This window comes from Nautilia sp. PV-1 (genome assembly GCF_004006315.1).
GTDB classification, from domain to species: Bacteria; Campylobacterota; Campylobacteria; order Campylobacterales; family Nautiliaceae; genus Nautilia; species Nautilia profundicola_A.
In genome coordinates this window covers 1024170-1039914 of record NZ_CP026530.1, presented here as the reverse complement: position 1 = coordinate 1039914, position 15745 = coordinate 1024170, and the positions used below count along the sequence as shown (strand labels likewise).

General features: G+C 33.9%; 13 protein-coding genes. 9 read left to right on the top strand and 4 right to left on the bottom strand.

Annotated features, from left to right (window positions below):
- Positions 1 to 7: 7 nt before the first annotated feature.
- From C3L23_RS05525 to C3L23_RS05495, 7 genes are all read left to right on the top strand, one after another.
- The gene (locus tag C3L23_RS05525) at positions 8 to 1282 is read left to right on the top strand and encodes a ComEC/Rec2 family competence protein (RefSeq protein WP_168175715.1); all 1275 of its coding nucleotides are present in this window, start codon (positions 8 to 10) and stop codon (positions 1280 to 1282) included.
- On the top strand, positions 1272 to 3224 hold the full coding sequence (locus tag C3L23_RS05520) for an IGHMBP2 family helicase (RefSeq protein ID WP_127680652.1): 1953 nt from the start codon (positions 1272 to 1274) through the stop codon (positions 3222 to 3224). The genes C3L23_RS05525 and C3L23_RS05520 overlap by 11 nt, the downstream gene beginning before the upstream one ends.
- A 10-nt stretch (positions 3225 to 3234) precedes the next feature.
- Positions 3235 to 4404: a class I SAM-dependent rRNA methyltransferase gene (locus tag C3L23_RS05515; RefSeq protein WP_127680650.1), complete on the top strand. Its 1170-nt coding sequence runs from the start codon at positions 3235 to 3237 to the stop codon at positions 4402 to 4404.
- Complete coding sequence (locus C3L23_RS05510; protein WP_127680648.1) at positions 4401 to 4865, top strand: histidine phosphatase family protein; 465 nt, start codon at positions 4401 to 4403, stop codon at positions 4863 to 4865. Before C3L23_RS05515 ends, C3L23_RS05510 begins: the two co-directional genes overlap by 4 nt.
- Positions 4858 to 5325 (top strand): hypothetical protein, encoded by a 468-nt coding sequence (locus C3L23_RS05505; protein WP_127680646.1) that lies wholly within the window; start codon positions 4858 to 4860, stop codon positions 5323 to 5325. Before C3L23_RS05510 ends, C3L23_RS05505 begins: the two co-directional genes overlap by 8 nt.
- Entirely contained in the window at positions 5312 to 7108 is a 1797-nt protein-coding gene (locus C3L23_RS05500; RefSeq protein ID WP_127680644.1) for a menaquinone biosynthesis decarboxylase, read from the top strand. Before C3L23_RS05505 ends, C3L23_RS05500 begins: the two co-directional genes overlap by 14 nt.
- Positions 7109 to 7176: 68 nt before the next feature.
- Positions 7177 to 7842 (top strand): Crp/Fnr family transcriptional regulator, encoded by a 666-nt coding sequence (locus C3L23_RS05495; RefSeq protein WP_246831047.1) that lies wholly within the window; start codon positions 7177 to 7179, stop codon positions 7840 to 7842.
- Here the strand turns inward: C3L23_RS05495 and C3L23_RS05490 are convergent.
- From C3L23_RS05490 to C3L23_RS05480, 3 genes are all read right to left on the bottom strand, one after another.
- Positions 7832 to 8221, bottom strand: a complete 390-nt coding sequence (locus C3L23_RS05490; protein ID WP_127680642.1) for a bacteriohemerythrin — start codon at positions 8219 to 8221, stop codon at positions 7832 to 7834. The genes C3L23_RS05495 and C3L23_RS05490 overlap by 11 nt on opposite strands.
- A gap of 69 nt (positions 8222 to 8290) precedes the next feature.
- Complete coding sequence (hcp, locus tag C3L23_RS05485) at positions 8291 to 9712, bottom strand: hydroxylamine reductase (RefSeq protein WP_127680640.1); 1422 nt, start codon at positions 9710 to 9712, stop codon at positions 8291 to 8293.
- Between the two features lie 68 nt (positions 9713 to 9780).
- A complete protein-coding gene (locus C3L23_RS05480; RefSeq protein ID WP_127680638.1) occupies positions 9781 to 11103 on the bottom strand; it encodes a chloride channel protein in 1323 nt (440 codons plus the stop codon).
- A 71-nt stretch (positions 11104 to 11174) separates the two neighbouring features.
- Between C3L23_RS05480 and rgy the strand changes: the two genes are divergently transcribed.
- Positions 11175 to 14408 carry a reverse gyrase gene (rgy, locus tag C3L23_RS05475; RefSeq protein WP_127680636.1) on the top strand — a complete coding sequence of 1078 codons (3234 nt, stop codon included), beginning with the start codon at positions 11175 to 11177 and terminating at the stop codon, positions 14406 to 14408.
- On the opposite strand, the gene C3L23_RS05470 is transcribed toward rgy, so the two are convergent.
- Entirely contained in the window at positions 14380 to 14988 is a 609-nt protein-coding gene (locus C3L23_RS05470; protein WP_127680634.1) for a sterol desaturase family protein, read from the bottom strand. The two genes, rgy and C3L23_RS05470, sit on opposite strands and share 29 nt — an antisense overlap.
- 97 nt (positions 14989 to 15085) lie before the next feature.
- Here C3L23_RS05470 and C3L23_RS05465 point away from each other — a divergent pair, with 97 nt between their 5' ends.
- A complete protein-coding gene (locus C3L23_RS05465) occupies positions 15086 to 15727 on the top strand; it encodes a phosphoribosyltransferase (RefSeq protein WP_127680632.1) in 642 nt (213 codons plus the stop codon).
- Positions 15728 to 15745: the final 18 nt, after the last annotated feature.

Here is a 15745-nt window from a genome sequence, read left to right as displayed (position 1 = left end):
GGAGATTTTGTCAAAATCAGATAGATTAAAACCGCCGCTTTTTGCGGTATATTTTAAAATTACGCGATATTTTTCAGAAAATAAATTTTTAATTTTGGCTGCTGTTATTCTTATAACGGTCAGATTCCAGATCTCTTTTTTCAACTATCTTGATTTTAAATATCATAAGGTTCAAAATATAAACGCAAATGTGGTTAATCAATATAAAAAACAAGGGAAAAGAGGCGATTATTATGTTTTGAAGCTTAGAAACAGGACGCTCAGTTTTTATACAACATCCAAAGAAGATTTAAAAAATCTGTTAAATGAAAAACTCTCTTTAAGTATTATAACGTCTAATATAGCTTTTAGCGGTTTCATGTTTACCTTTTATGCTCCGAGTTTTAATATTAAACTTCTGCCGGTTTCAAAGGCTGACGAATATATAGAAAAACAGCATCTGAGAAAAGAAACGGCAGATATTTTTAAGGCTCTGTTTTTGGGAGAAAGTATCAGTCATAAAACGAGGCAGGAGCTGAGCACTCTGGGTGTTTCGCATTTAGTAGCGTTAAGCGGTCTGCATTTAGGTTTTTTGTCCGTGTTTTTGTATGTTTTTTTGACTCCGTTTTATAAACTGTTTCAAACACGTTTTCCATACCGGAACAGATTTGCGGATTTGGCCGCGGCTGTTTTTGTTATTGAATTTTTATATCTTTATATTACAGGATTTCCGCCTTCTCTTATCAGGGCGTATATACTTGAAATTGTTGTGTTTTTATATGCTTACAATCTTCAAAACCCTTTTTCCCTGAAAGTATTGATTACAGTATTTTTTCTTTCTTTAATAATATTCGGAAGCAAAGTTTTCAGCCTCGGCTATTTTTTGAGTATATTGGGGGTGTTTTATATTTATCTGTTTTTCAGATATTACAAGCCTACGTTTATAAATTCTCTTATTTTGAGTTTTTATATGTTTTTGAATATGTTTGTTGTTTCGCATGTGTTTTTCGGAAACTTCAATTTATACCAGCTTTTTTCTCCCGTTATAAACATACTGTTTACCCTGTTTTATCCTTTTGAAATTTTTCTTCATATGATAGGTTTCGGGGGAGTGTTCGATTCTGTTTTAGAAAAGTTTCTTCATTTTGGAGATTACTTTGTAACGGTGAAAATCCCTTTATGGTTCGGGCTGTTTTTTATATTGGGAAGTGTTTTTTCATTTTTTTCAAAAAGGCTATTTTATGGTATAAATCTGGTATCATTATTAATAATATTTTATGCTATAGGAGTATATGTTGTATAAATTTAAGACAGTAAAAGAATATGTTGAATATTTTGAAAAATTGATAGAAAAAGAACGTCTGGCGGAAAAAGAGTTTCATTTAAATGAAATAAAAAGGTTAAGCGGCAGAGAAAGACAAAAAAGAGGCCGTGCGGTGTTAGGGCTTAGAATGAAATATGTCGGAGAATTTCTGGATTTTAAAATATACAGATTTAACAGAAACAATATGCCTGAACATCAGATTAAAGCCGGAGATATTGTGCTTATAAGCAAAGGAGAACCCCTTAAGTTTAACCAGGAGGCGACTGTAAGCGGTGTTGGGAGAAATTTTATAGAAGTATATTCAAAAGAACCGATATTCCGTTCAAAACTTTACAGACTTGATCTGTTTGTAAACGATATAACTTTTAAAAGAATGAAAAAAGCGCTTGAAAAAATTGAGAATGGAGAATTGAAAATTGAAAATGCTAAGGAAATACTGCTCGGTAAAAAAGAGCCGAAAGTTGAAACGGTTGACGAAAAAAGCGATATTTTAAACGAATCTCAAAACATAGCGCTTAGCAAATCCATTAATTCAGACGTTTTTCTTATACACGGACCTCCGGGAACCGGTAAGACTACAACTCTTGCGGAGGTGATCAAAAAACATATAGGCAAAAAACTGCTTGTTTCCGCCGACAGCAACGTAGCTGTTGACAACCTGCTTGAGAAACTCAAGGAATATAATGTCGTAAGAATTGGACATCCTGCGAAAATGGATTCTAAACTTATGAAATATTCGCTGGATGTAAAAATAAGACGCGATAAAAGATATAAAGAGGTTGAAAAAATAATTAAAAAAATCGATGATTTGAAATATCTGCAGGATAAAAGATATAAAAAACCGACTCCCGGAAGGAGAAGAGGTTTAAGCGATGAGGAAATATTAAAATATGCAAAAGAGGGCAAAGGGGCCAGAGGAGTACTGAAAGAATGGATGAGAGAAATGGCCGAATGGCTTAAAATTCAGAAGAATATAAATAAACTGTACGATCAGAAAAACGAAATAATCGAACAGATTATGAATGATGTTTTAAATAACGCTGAAATAATTTTTGCTACAAATTCGGCATGCGGAGGAGAATTTCTGGAAAACAGGGATTTTGATACGGTATTTATAGACGAAGCGGCTCAGGCGATGGAGCCTAGCAGCCTGATACCTTTTATTAAAGGTAAAAGTGTAATATTTGCCGGAGACCACAAACAGCTTCCTCCTACTATTTTAAGCAATGACGAAAGACTGAAAATAAGTATGTTTGAAAGATTCAGCGCTTTATATCCGAATGTTTTACATACTCTTGAAATACAATACCGTATGAATGAAAAAATAAATGAATTTCCAAGCTGTGAGTTTTATGAGTGCAAAGTAAAAACTTATGAAAAAATTAAGGATATAACGATAAGAGATCTTAATATCCAGCCGAGTGAAATGTACGGGGAGTATATACCGGCTGTATTTATAGACACATGCGGCAAATTTATGGAAAAAAGTAAAAAAGATTCACCTTCAAAATACAATCCGAAAGAAGCTGAATTTGTAGTTTCACTCGTTGAAGAGTTTTTGAAAAACGGTGCTAAGGAAGAGCATATAGGGATAATTACTCCGTATAAAGACCATGAGGAATACATAAAAAGTTTAGTGAAGAGTGAAAAATGTAAAGTAAAAAGTGATTTGCTGGAAGTTAAGAGTGTTGACGGATTTCAGGGAAGGGAAAAGGAAATAATAATATTAAGTTTAGTCAGGGCAAACGAAAGAGAGGAAATAGGCTTTTTAAAAGATATAAGACGCTTGAATGTAGCGATTACCAGAGCAAAAAGAAAACTTGTCATTATCGGAGACGCTAAAACGCTGATTGTCAGCCAAACTTATAAAAATTTGATAGAATACATAAAAAGCAACGGAAAATATATCACTTTAAAATGAAAGACGGAAAATGAAGGTAGAAATAACAAAAGAGGCTTTTAACAAGCTGAAAAGAAGAGTGCCCTGGATATATAAAAACGAAATAGTTTCAATACCTGAATGCGATAAAGGCAGTATAGCCGATCTTGTTTATAAAGGCGAATATGCGGCAACGGTATTTGTTAATCCGGAAAGTAAAATTACGGCAAGGGTTTTGAGCTTTGAAAAAGTAAACATAGACAGGGAGTTTTTTAAAAACAGAATAGAAAAAGCGATTGAAAAAAGAAAAAACGGACCTGTTAAAAACGGTTTGTGGAAAATAAACGCAAGCACTACTAATGCTTTAAGACTTATTCATTCGGAAGCGGATTTTCTGCCGGGTCTTATAGCAGATAAATACGGTAACAATCTTGTTGTGAGTTTTACCACTGCGGGTATGGATAATTTTAAGGGTGTAATACTTGAAATACTGATTGAACTGTTAAATCCTAAAGGCATATATGAAAAAGCAGATAAAATCAGAGAAAAAGAAGGGCTGGAAGTTATATCCCATACTGTATACGGCAATGTAGATAACGAATTTATAATAGAAGAAAATGATAAAAAATTTTTGACAAGCCTAAAAGAAGGACAAAAAACCGGATTTTTCCTTGATCAAAGAAAGAACAGATATTTAGTAGGGAAATTCGGGAATAAAAAAACACTGGATCTGTTTGCCAATGCGGGAGGATTTGGTATTTATGCAAATGCCAAATATACTAAATTCGTAGAAATTTCGGCACTTGCCTGTTCACAGATAGAAAAAAACTGTGAATTAAACGGAGTTGAGAATTACGATATTATTAAAGCGGACGTTTTTAAGTTTCTTGAAAAAGAAAAAGAAACGTATGATCTGATTATTATAGATCCGCCGGCCTTTGCTAAAAATAAAAAAGCGAGAAACGGGGCTATTAAGGGCTGGAAATATTTAATAGTAAACGCTTTAAAACTGCTTAAAGACGGAGGCTGTCTTGCACTTTTTAGCTGCTCACATTCAATAACTTCAAAAGATCTGCTGGATTTGGCGTTAAGCAGCAGTATTATTGATAATTCTTATTTGTCAGTTTTGGAATTTTTAAAACAGGATTATGACCATCCTTATGTTTTGAATATACCGAATTCGCTTTATTTAACGGGAGTACTTTTAAGGAAAACAAAATGAAGCTTTTATTTATCAGGCATTCTCTGGCAATGGAAAGGGAAGAGTTTAACGGACACGATTTTGAAAGGCCTTTAGTGGAAAAAGGTATAAAAAGAGCTAAAAAATTTTTCAAACATATAGAAAAAATATATCCGGAAATTGACTATATCGTAACTTCTAAAGCCCTGCGAGCAAAACAGACTGCGGAAATTTTAAAATCTTATTACCCTAATGCTTTTTTTGAAGAAACTGCTTTGCTGTATCCGGGTGCGGGTATGATTGAACTTAAACAGGTTTTACAAAATAAAGACGGTGTGGTGGCTATAGTTGGACATGAACCGGATCTTGGTAATTTCGTAAGAGAACTTATGTATGCACCTAATTTAAAACTGAAACTCAGAAAACCTTCTCTTGCCGAAATAGAAGACGGGGTTTTAAAGGCTCTTTTTCAATACAGACACTTTAAGGATGAAAATGCTTGAAAAATTAAAAAACGGCAAATTCAGTGAAATAGCACTCTATTTTCTTTTTAAATCATATGATAAAAAAAGTTTAAATGATTTTTTAAAAGAATACGGTCTGGAAAAATATGCTGAATTTTATGACGAATTTCATAACACGGATATTTCTGAAGAAGAGCTAATGAAATATTTTGACGGCAATTATGAAAAGCTTTCACGTGAGCTTGCCTTGTTTTTTGCTCCTTTTTTACCGGAAGATTTTGTTTTAAGCAAAGATTTGGAAAAATTAAGACAGGAGCTTAATTCTGTTTACGGGAATGAAATAAGCGAAGCTATAATAAAGGCATTGGAGATTTTAAGTATGCTTTCTTATCCGGAAGATTTGGAAGAAAAAGAATATTTATTAAAAGAGGTTTTTAAAATAATGATACTGCTTTCTAAAATAATGATGTTGTTAAAGGACGGTGATGAAGTTAAGTGATCTGCAAAAACATATAAAAATTATAGACGAGCCTTTGGATATTAATCTTGAAATACCGCATCTGGCTTATATAGAAGCAAAAAAAGAAAATCCTAAAATACTGATGTTTACAAACCCTGTGGAAAACGGCAAAAAGTTTGATATGCCTGTTGTTATGAATATTTTTGCAAACGATGAGGTTGTAAGAGAGATATTTGGAAGAGAGCTTGATGAAATAGCAGGTGAGATTGAAAGTCTTATTAAAATGAAACCTCCTAAAACACTTAGTGAAAAATTAAAAGCGTTCGGAAAGCTGTTTGCAATTAAAAACACAATTCCAAAAACCGTTAAATCCGCAGAGTGTCAGTACAGAGTATACCGGGGAGACGCCGCAAAACTTTCTAATCTTCCGATACTTAAAACATGGGAGCTTGACGGCGGGAAATTTATCACAATGGGACAGGTTTATACCAAAAGTCTTGACGGAAGTGTCAGAAACGTGGGAATGTACAGACTTCAGATATATGACGATAAAAGACTCGGACTGCACTGGCAGATACATAAAGACAGCGCACACTTGTTTTGGGAGTATAAAAAGGCAGGCAAAAAAATGCCTGTATCCGTTGCAATAGGGGGAGACCCTCTGTGGACATGGTGTGCCACCGCACCGATGCCTCCCGGGATATTTGAAGTAATGCTGTACGGATTCGTAAGACGCGAAAGCCCTAAACTTGTCAAATGTATAAGCAATGATATTGAGATTCCAGCGGATGCGGATATTGTAATTGAGGGGTGGTGCGAACCTGAAGAGATGGAAATTGAGGGAATGTTTGGGGACCATACCGGATATTATACGCTTAAAAAGCCGTTTCCGGTTATGCATGTAGAAACCATTACAACTAAAAAAGACCCTGTGTTTTATGCAACTGTTGTCGGGAAACCGCCTTTGGAAGACAAATATATGGGTTATGCGACAGAGAGAATATTTCTGCCTCTGCTTAAAACCACTTCACCTGATTTAATTGATTACGCAATGCCTGAAAACGGGGTTTTTCATAACTTAATTCTTTGTAAAATAGCTCCGAGATATCCCGGACACAGTATGCAGGTAATGCACTCTTTGTGGGGTGTCGGGCAGATGAGTTTTGTAAAACACGCGGTTTTTGTAGGTGAGGATGCGCCTGAACTTAGAGATTATGAAAACATAACAAGATATATACTTAACAATCTGGATCCTGAAAAAGTGCTTATAAGCAAAGGTGTTGTAGACGAGCTTGACCATTCAAGCGTAGAAGAACTTGTAGGCGGAAAGCTTGGAGTGGATGCAACGCATGAATGGAGAATTGAGAATGGAGAATTGAGAATTTTAGATGATGAGGAGCTGTTGGAGAAAATAAAAGCGCTTGATGAGAGTGTGGAGGAAATTAAACAGTATATGACGGATACCAAAAATCCGGTATGTGTGATCAAATTCAATAAAACAAAGCCCGCAAGGGAAATTTTCGATAAGTTAAAAGAACTCAAAGAGCATTTAAGAGTTGTAGTGTTTATAAACACTCCCGAAACGTTTAATCCGTATATGCTTGTATGGAGGGTGACAAACAATATTGATGCGCTTAGGGATGTATGGATTGAGGAAATCATAGGTATAGACGGTACAAACAAAAGTAAAATAGACGGTTTTAACCGTGAGTGGCCGCCAGATGTCGATACTACACCTGAAGTAATTGAAAAACTAAAAAAAATGAACTTAATAGACGGAATATCAGAAGAGGATTTAAAAAAATATCAGGTTATTGAATAATTGTTTATTACTTTATGTAATAAAATTGACTAAAAAACGTAAATAAATTGTAAAGAAGCTGGGGTCTTGTGATAAAATTACAACAAAAAGAGGTATATATGGATTTAGGCAACCTTTTTTTGTTTAAAGGTCTCAGCGACGAGCAGATCAAAGAGATAGAAAAGTTTACAATCGTAAAAAATTTAAAAAAAGACGAAATAGTATTTTATGAAAAAGAAAATCCTGCGTATCTTCATCTTCTTATCAGCGGAAGTGTAAGAGTGTATAAAGTAGACAATAAAGGCAATGAGCTTGTAATACACAAATTTCTGCCCGTGTCTTTAATTGCTGAACTTGCAAATTTCGAAAATATGCCTTATCCCGCCAACTGTGCAATGGATGAAGACGGAATTATTTTAAAAATAGAATTTGAACCTTTTAAAAAATTTATGAAAAACGGAGATGTCTGTTTTTCCATAATGAGTTCTCTTCTTAAAAAAATGAAATTTTTAGACGATCTTATTCAGGATAATCTTATCCTTGATACCGAAACAAAAATAGCAAAGTTTATATATGACAATGATGAAATGTTCGGAGAACTTAAACAGCACAGCATTGCCAGTCTTTTGAATATAAAACCTGAAACATTAAGCAGAAAACTTAAAAAATTTAAAGAACTCGGAATAATTGAAAATACCGGAAGCAAGTTAATAGTAAAAGATAAAGAAAAAATAAAAGAGTTTTTTACATGGTAGCGTTTATCATTTTGAAAAACCCTGCCGTAACCGTATCAATTGTATTAATATGATTTTCCAGCCAAGGTATAAACGCCTTTGTTAAATAATCTTTAAGATATTCAGTGTCATTTAGTCTGCTTTTAAGTTCTGTAAGTTCGTTTAATATTCTGGCATGCTCCATTTTATGAGGAACAATTGCAAAAAAATTGTATTTTTCCATAAGTTTTTCTTCAAAAGCAAAATGTTCTTTTACGTCATTTAAAAATTCTTCATATGCTTTTTCTATGTCTTTTCCGTTTATGATAGCGTCATATAAACTGTTTACATAGTGAAGTTCCCTGTTGTGTATTTCGTTCATCGGTTCAAATGCAACCGGATTTACTTTTTCTATGAGCATACTAATACCTTTTTGTCGTAATTATAGTATAAAAAGAGGCACAAAGGCCCCACAAAGGAGGGAGAAAAATTAAGAAGCAAGTTCTTTACCGAAATCTTTGTGAATATCACCGCTGATTACACCGAAGTTAAAGTTTTCAACTAAGAAGTTAACGATAGCTTCGTCGGCAAATTGAGGAGCGTTTGGCCCGATTAAAATATCTTTTATTCCAAGGCTTAATAATGCTAAAAGAATAATAATAGCTTTTTGCTCCATCCATAGAAGCGCGATTGATACCGGAAGATCATTTACGTCTTCTACACCTAAAGCGTTAGCAACCGCAAGTGCGATATGAACTGCACCGTTACTGTCGTTACACTGACCAAGGTCGATATATCTTGGAATGTCAGTACCAGGTACTGTTCCGAAATCGATGTCGTTGAATCTAAATTTACCACAGCTTGATGTGATAATGATATGATCTTTAGGTACTGCAAGAGCTAACTCTCTGAAATAGTCTCTTTTTTTACCAGGTGCGTCACATCCTGCAATAACCCATACTCTTTTTAGTTTACCTTCTTTAATCGCATCAAGGATTTTTGCTCCGAATGCGTCAAGAACTGTTTTGTAGTGATGTCCTGTTACAAGTTTTTCATCACTGTCGAATCCTGTAATATCAGGCAGTTCTAAAGTCTGATCGATTAGCGGATCAAAGTTGTCGTTTTCTATTTTTTTAGCACCTTCGATACCTACGATTTTATATGTATAAAGTCTGTCGATATAGTTTTGTACTTTTTTAGATTTTTCAGGCGGTACGATACAGTTAGTGTTTACTACACATGTTCCGTTCCATTTGCTGAAAATATCAGTCTGGTCGAACCAAGCTTTACCGATGTTACCTTTTAGGTTTTTGAATTTTTTAAGATGAGGATAACCGTGTGCAGGTAGCATTTCTGAGTGAGTATATACGTTGATTTTATCGCTCAGTCCTCTTTCTTCTATTCTTTTTAGAAGTTTTTCAAGCATATCAAGGTTATGTCCTGAAACAAGGATTCCTTTACCTTCCGCTTTGTTTTGAGTAACTTCTACAGGTGCCGGGATTCCAAGTGCTTTTGTATGTGCTTCGCTTAATAAATCCATAACTTTTACACCGGCTTGTCCAACTTTCATAAGCTGAGCGATATGCTCGTCAAAGTTGAAGTTTACGTTTGTAAGTGTGAAATATAACGTTTCAGAGTTTACATCGTCAATTTCAGTTAATATTTGTCTTTCATCAGGGTTGTTCATATCAATAAGCTCTCTTGCATGCTCTCTGTATGCACTGAGACCTTTAAGACCGTATATCATTAAATCCTGAAGTCTTGATTTTGTAGATGTTTTACCGCAAACACCTTTGCTTTCACCATGGCTTCCACATCCGCCTGGTGCACTCATTTCACACTGCCAGCATAAAAACTGCAGATCACAAGCGTTATTTTTTGTTTCTTCTTTTTTTCCGAATAAACCGAACATTAGTACTCCTTAAAATTTTGTTACGAGAGTATTTTAGTCTTTTGGAAAGTTTAATGCATTGACTGCGGTCAATGAATCTTAAGATCAGAGAAATTTATATTAATTGTGTTGAATTTTTTGATATTGAAATTTAATCTTGTTAGATAAGAAATTATGGCAACGCTTACACCTGTTGCGACAACGACATTGTAATCGTTTGTGATTTCAAGGGCTAAAACAATGGAAGTTAAAGGAAGTTTCATAAGCACTCCCATAAAAACGGCTGCTCCAATCGCGGCAAAATAGAAAGGTTCTATTTCTATATGCATTTTAAAAACTATTTCTCCAAACAGATATCCGACCAAAGCCCCGATACTCATCAAAGGAACGAACATACCTCCTATCGCGTTTGAATATATTGAAAAAGATGTGGCGAAAATTCTTAACAAAAGCAGTTCAACGATAAATAGAATAGGAATCGTTTTTTCACTGTTTATAAGAAGTGTAACAATATTATGGCCTGTAAAGCCAGCGTAAGGACTTATTATCAGAATCAAAGCTATTACGCTTCCTCCAATTATTGCGAATATGATATCTTTGAATTTGCCGAATCTGTTAAAAAGTTTTAAATTTAAAACATATAGGATTTTATCCTGAAGAGTCAAATACAGATAAATAAAAAATGTTATAAAAGGAATAAACGCCGCGGTCAGATATATATACCTGTCGTCTATTATTCTTCCGGCCGAATAGACAAAAGTAAAAGAATCAAGATATTTTACGGAAATGGTAAAAGCGCTCAGGCTTCCGACAATAATAAAAGAAATGTAGCTTTTTACAAAGTTATATGCAATACTTTCTATTGCAAACGCTATGCCTGTGATAGGAGATACGAAAATTGCTGCAATACCGCTGCTGGCTCCTACGCTTATTAGAGGTTTTATAAGGTTTGCGGGAAATTTTAACAAATGGTGGATTTTATAAGCGATCATAGCTCCTATAGCGGCTGAAGGACCTTCGTTACCCATTGAAAACCCGCTTCCGATTGAAATGGCTGAAGCTATAATCTTTAAAAAAAGATTTTTAATGGTGATCATTTCTTTTTCTTCGCTTACGATTTCCGCTATTTCGCTTACCCCGTATTCTTTAACGCTTTTGTCAAAAGAGATTATAAAATTTACGATTAAAATGGATATAATAGGAATTATAAAAACATACCATACCGGCAGATTAGGAATAGTGGATATTGGATCGCCTTTATAAAGTATTCTTGATATTATTTTTGCAAGGAGATCATATATAACGACAAAAATACCGCTTAAAAATCCGGTTAAGATTGATGCTAATAAAAAATCTCTTAAAAGGGCGAACTTACTTAAAGGCGCTTTAAAAAGTTTTATGATTTTTTTCATCATATTTTCCTTTTTACGTAAGTGTCAATTATAACAAAAATAAATAACGTTGAAACAAAAAAAGGATAAAAATGATAAATATGATTTATAAAAAAAGCTGTCCGAGATGCGGAGGGGATATTTCGTCATATAATCTTGAGGCGGGAGTTTTTTGCGACAAATGTATGCAAGATTTACAAACCGACAATATAGCTGACATTGAAAACTGTGATATTATGAAAAATTATGAGCTTTTTTGTAAAGCAAGGCTTGAATTTAAAGAATTTGAGCTGTTTTTTAAAAATAAAACAGGCAATATATTAAATCCTATTCAGCGGATGTGGGCAAAAAGATTTTTTCTAGGCAGTTCTTTTGTTCTGCTGGCGCCTACAGGAATAGGCAAAACAACATTCGGACTGCTTTTAAGCGCGTTTGTTAATAAATCATACATAATGTTCCCAACTAAACTGCTGGTTAAACAGGCTTTAAATAAATATAAAGAATGGGGAATAAACGCACTAGCATATACCGGTAAAAAAGAAGAAAAAGAAAAAATTAAAAAAGGCGAATACGATATACTGGTAACTACTACGCAGTTTATGTATAAAAACAGAGCTATTATAAATAAAAAATTTAATTTGATATTTGTAGACGATGTGGATTCTATTTTAAAAAGCGGAAAAAAAATTAACGACATACTGCTTTTGTTAGGCTTTGATGAAAAAACATTGGAAAAAACACTTGCATTAATAAAAGAAAAAAAATACGATGAAATTAAAAAATTAAATAAAAAAAGCATTTACGGAAACCTTATCGTATCATCGGCCACGGCTAATCCAAAATCAAAAAGAGTTCTTCTGTTTAAATATCTTCTCGGATTTGAAATAAGCAGACCTTCTTTTAATTTAAGAAATATCGAGGATTTGTACGAAGAAGAATGTTCATGGGAAAAATCTGCAAAATGGATAAAAAAACTTGGCAGAGGCGGTTTGGTGTTTTTGCCGGGAAGCGAAACAAAAGAAAAACTTAATGATTATATAAAATACCTGCAGGAGCATGATATAAAAGTATATTCATATGAAGAATTTGAAGAACATTTGGAAGAGTTTAAAGAGGGCAGATGCTGTTTTGCAGGATTTGCCAGTTACAGGAATCCTCTGGCCAGAGGTCTGGATCTGCCGGAACACATAAGATATACTTTATTTACAGGTGTGCCTAAGATGGTGTTTGATTTAAGCGAGACAAATTACAGGGCTTTATATTTTATAATGATTGAATTGCTTTCTGTATTGGCTGAGAGCGGAATATCAGATGTAGATTTGGAAAAAATAAAATATGCGCTTGAATATCTGAAAAGGTATGTGTTTATAATTAAACCTTCAGGATCTGCAGAAGAAAAAATAGCCAAAATAACTGAACAGTTAAGGGGACTTATACAAAAATACGACAGTTTGATAAAAAACTCTAAAGAAATTAATTTTGACGGAGAAAAAATAATAATAGCCGATGTTACAGGGTATATTCAGGCCAGCGGCAGAAGCAGCAGGTTTTATAAAGGACATTTGACTAAAGGGTTCAGTCTGGTACTTATTGACAGCCAAAAAGCGTTTTATTCTCTTCAGAAAAAACTAAAATGGTTTGGAAATATAGAGTTTAAAAATATTAAAAATGTTAATCTAAAACAGTTAATAAATGAAGTGGACGAAAGCAGAAAAGAGAACTTTAAAACAGCTTTTAACACTGCTTTTGTGATAGTTGAATCGCCTACAAAAGCCAAAACAATAAGCGGGTTTTTCGGCAATCCTTCAAAAAGGATAATAAATAATACCGCAGTATACGAAGTTTTGCTGGAAAACAGGGTTTTGCTTATAGCTGCAAGCATAGGGCACGATTTTGATTTGGTTAAAGACGAAGGAGTATGGGGTGTTAAAGATTTTGTCCCTATATATGAAATTATAGAAAATAAAGAAGAGATTTTAAAAGCATTTAGAATAACTTCTTTTGAAGCTGCAGAGATATATGTCGCAACCGATCCTGACAGAGAAGGGGAAAAGATAGCTCTGGATTTGACGCTTAGTAACAAACCGTATAATAAAAACATAAAAAGAATGGAATTTCACGAAATAACCAAAACGGCTTTTTACAAAACTTTAAATAATCCAAGAAATATAAACTTAAATTTTGTAAAAGCCCAGCTTTTAAGAAGAATAGCAGACAGATGGATAGGTTTTAAAATTTCGCTTTATTTACAAAAACTGCTTAAAAACAGCCGTTTATCCGCAGGAAGGGTTCAGACTCCGGTGTTAAAATGGATATGCGACAGAACGGAAGAGCTTAAAGAAAAATTTTTTACCGTAAGAATAACTGTTGATAATATAAACATAGATTTTGATTTTGACAAAAAAGAAGAAGCGGAAAAGTTTCTGATTTCTTTAGGAGAAAAAATAGAAATTAAAAAAATATCGTCGCAAAAAGACAAACTGTTTGAAAGACCGTTTAACACTTCTTCTTTGTTGAAAGAAGCTTCGCAAAAATTGAAGTTTTCACCTCAGACCACTATGAGACTTGCACAGGATCTTTTTGAAAAAGGATTTATAACATATCACAGAACAGATTCTCACAGAATTTCTGATCTTGGAATATCGATAGCAAAAAGCTATATATCGGATAATTTCGGAATAGAGTTTTTTAAGCCCAGAAGTTTTGAAAATATCGGAGCTCATGAAGCCATAAGAACGACAGCGTCAATGGATATGAATGATCTGAGAGTTTTTATTCTTCAAAAAGGAATTGAGCTTTCAGACAGACATTTAAAACTGTATGATCTTATATTCAGGAAATTTATCGCTTCACAAATGAAAGAAACAACTGTTTTAAAAGAAACATTTTTAATTGTCACTCAGCAAAAAGAGTTTATAACTCAAATTCTCGAAGACGGTTTCAATCTTGTTTATCCTATTAAAACAGTGAAATTTACTGAAGGTGAAAAGGAAATTGACAAAACGCTTTTAAACAAACCGAAAGTAAAACCTTATACTTATGCAGAAATAATTGAAGAAATGAAAACGAAAGGAATAGGAAGACCTTCTACTTATGCCGTTATAATAGAAAAACTTCTGGAAAGAAAATATATAACAGAAAAAAAAGGTTATATTTTTTCTACCAGACTTGGCTTTAGGGTAATAAAAGAAATTTTTGAAAGCGAATATCAGGAATTTGTAGATGAAAAATTTACTGCTGCGCTTGAAGCATCGATGGATGAAATAGAAAAAGGGGAAAAAAGCTATGAAGAGGAAATTAAGAAGATTTTTTCTTTACTCTTTTAAGTTTTTCGATACCTTTTAAATCTTCTTCATTCCATTGGTAATATGTACCGAATACTCTGTCCCAGATATCTGTTGTAATACCGTGGTTCAAAAGCGGTTTTTTGTGGTGAACGAAATGAAACTCCTGCATATATCTCCAGTAGTGGCTTGTAAATTCGCGTCTGTGCATAATATGATGCATGATTCCGTAGTTAAAATAGCCTAAAGCCATACCTCCGACTATTGCGAATGCATCGCTGCTAGGCATGAAGAAATGGAAAAGCCATGCAAAAAACGAAGCAATTACCGCACTCATAAAAAACGGCATAGCGTCATAACTAAACGGGTTTTGGTGATGATGCGCATGTCCTTCTATGAATACTTTAAAAGGGTGGTTTTTATGAAAAAGCCATGCATGAACGGCGTATTCTAGGAATGTGAAAAATATTACTCCCACTATAAAAAGCGCGATGCTCGCCCATATGTCCGTTGAGTAATATATACTCAATCCTAAAAAAACGACTGCCGTTAAAAAATCCACACATAGACTTAAATAATAGTTCCATTTAGAGGCCGTCATTTTTAAAATAAAATCTTTCATTTTCCTCTCCTTAAGCTTAACTTATAAGTTAATATAATCTAAAATTATATCAGAAAAAAGTGCCAATTTGATATAATTAAATAAAAAAAGGACATAAATGTATGAAAATAGAAAAAGTGCCGGAAAAATTCTTGCTAAGAGGCTTAAAAAACTTCAGGAAGAGGGTAAAATCAAAGATCCTGTGGTAGTCGCTCTTCCAAGAGGAGGAGTCCCTGTAGGAGTAGAAATAGCAAAAGAACTTAATGCGCCTTTGGATCTGCTTTTCGTAAAAAAAATCCCTGCACCTGGTAACGAAGAACTGGCTATAGGCAGCGTAAGTGAAAACGGAATTATGTTTGTAAATGAAGCTTTGGTTTCAAAATTTGGAGTTGATGAAGATTATCTCAGGGAAAAAGGTATAGAAAAAATTCAGGAAATGGCAAGGTTAAGAGATAAATATAAAAAAGAGCCTGTATTACTGGAAGGTAAAGACGTTATTTTGGTAGATGACGGTATTGCTACGGGAGCCAGTATGTATCTCGCCGCACAGAGTATAGTAAGAGATATGCCTAATAACATCATTATTGCAGCACCGGTTGCGCCAAATGACGAGCAGGTTTTGAATATGCTGCAGAGTGTGTCTCATCATTTGGAGATTTTAGAAACACCTAATATGTTTATGAGCGTAGGCAAATGGTATGACGATTTTCATCAATTAAGCGATGAAGAAGTTCAAGAATTGCTTAAAGAAGTAAAATAGCATATTTGCTTTTTTCAG

Coding starts and splice junctions, on each gene's coding strand:
- C3L23_RS05520 (WP_127680652.1), top strand. CDS start 1,272: ATGTTGTATAAATTTAAGACAGTAAAAGAATATGTTGAATATTTTGAA.
- C3L23_RS05515 (WP_127680650.1), top strand. CDS start 3,235: ATGAAGGTAGAAATAACAAAAGAGGCTTTTAACAAGCTGAAAAGAAGA.
- C3L23_RS05510 (WP_127680648.1), top strand. CDS start 4,401: ATGAAGCTTTTATTTATCAGGCATTCTCTGGCAATGGAAAGGGAAGAG.
- C3L23_RS05505 (WP_127680646.1), top strand. CDS start 4,858: ATGCTTGAAAAATTAAAAAACGGCAAATTCAGTGAAATAGCACTCTAT.
- C3L23_RS05500 (WP_127680644.1), top strand. CDS start 5,312: ATGAAGTTAAGTGATCTGCAAAAACATATAAAAATTATAGACGAGCCT.
- C3L23_RS05490 (WP_127680642.1), bottom strand. CDS start 8,221: ATGCTCATAGAAAAAGTAAATCCGGTTGCATTTGAACCGATGAACGAA.
- hcp (WP_127680640.1), bottom strand. CDS start 9,712: ATGTTCGGTTTATTCGGAAAAAAAGAAGAAACAAAAAATAACGCTTGT.
- C3L23_RS05480 (WP_127680638.1), bottom strand. CDS start 11,103: ATGAAAAAAATCATAAAACTTTTTAAAGCGCCTTTAAGTAAGTTCGCC.
- rgy (WP_127680636.1), top strand. CDS start 11,175: ATGATAAATATGATTTATAAAAAAAGCTGTCCGAGATGCGGAGGGGAT.
- C3L23_RS05470 (WP_127680634.1), bottom strand. CDS start 14,988: ATGAAAGATTTTATTTTAAAAATGACGGCCTCTAAATGGAACTATTAT.
- C3L23_RS05465 (WP_127680632.1), top strand. CDS start 15,086: ATGTATGAAAATAGAAAAAGTGCCGGAAAAATTCTTGCTAAGAGGCTT.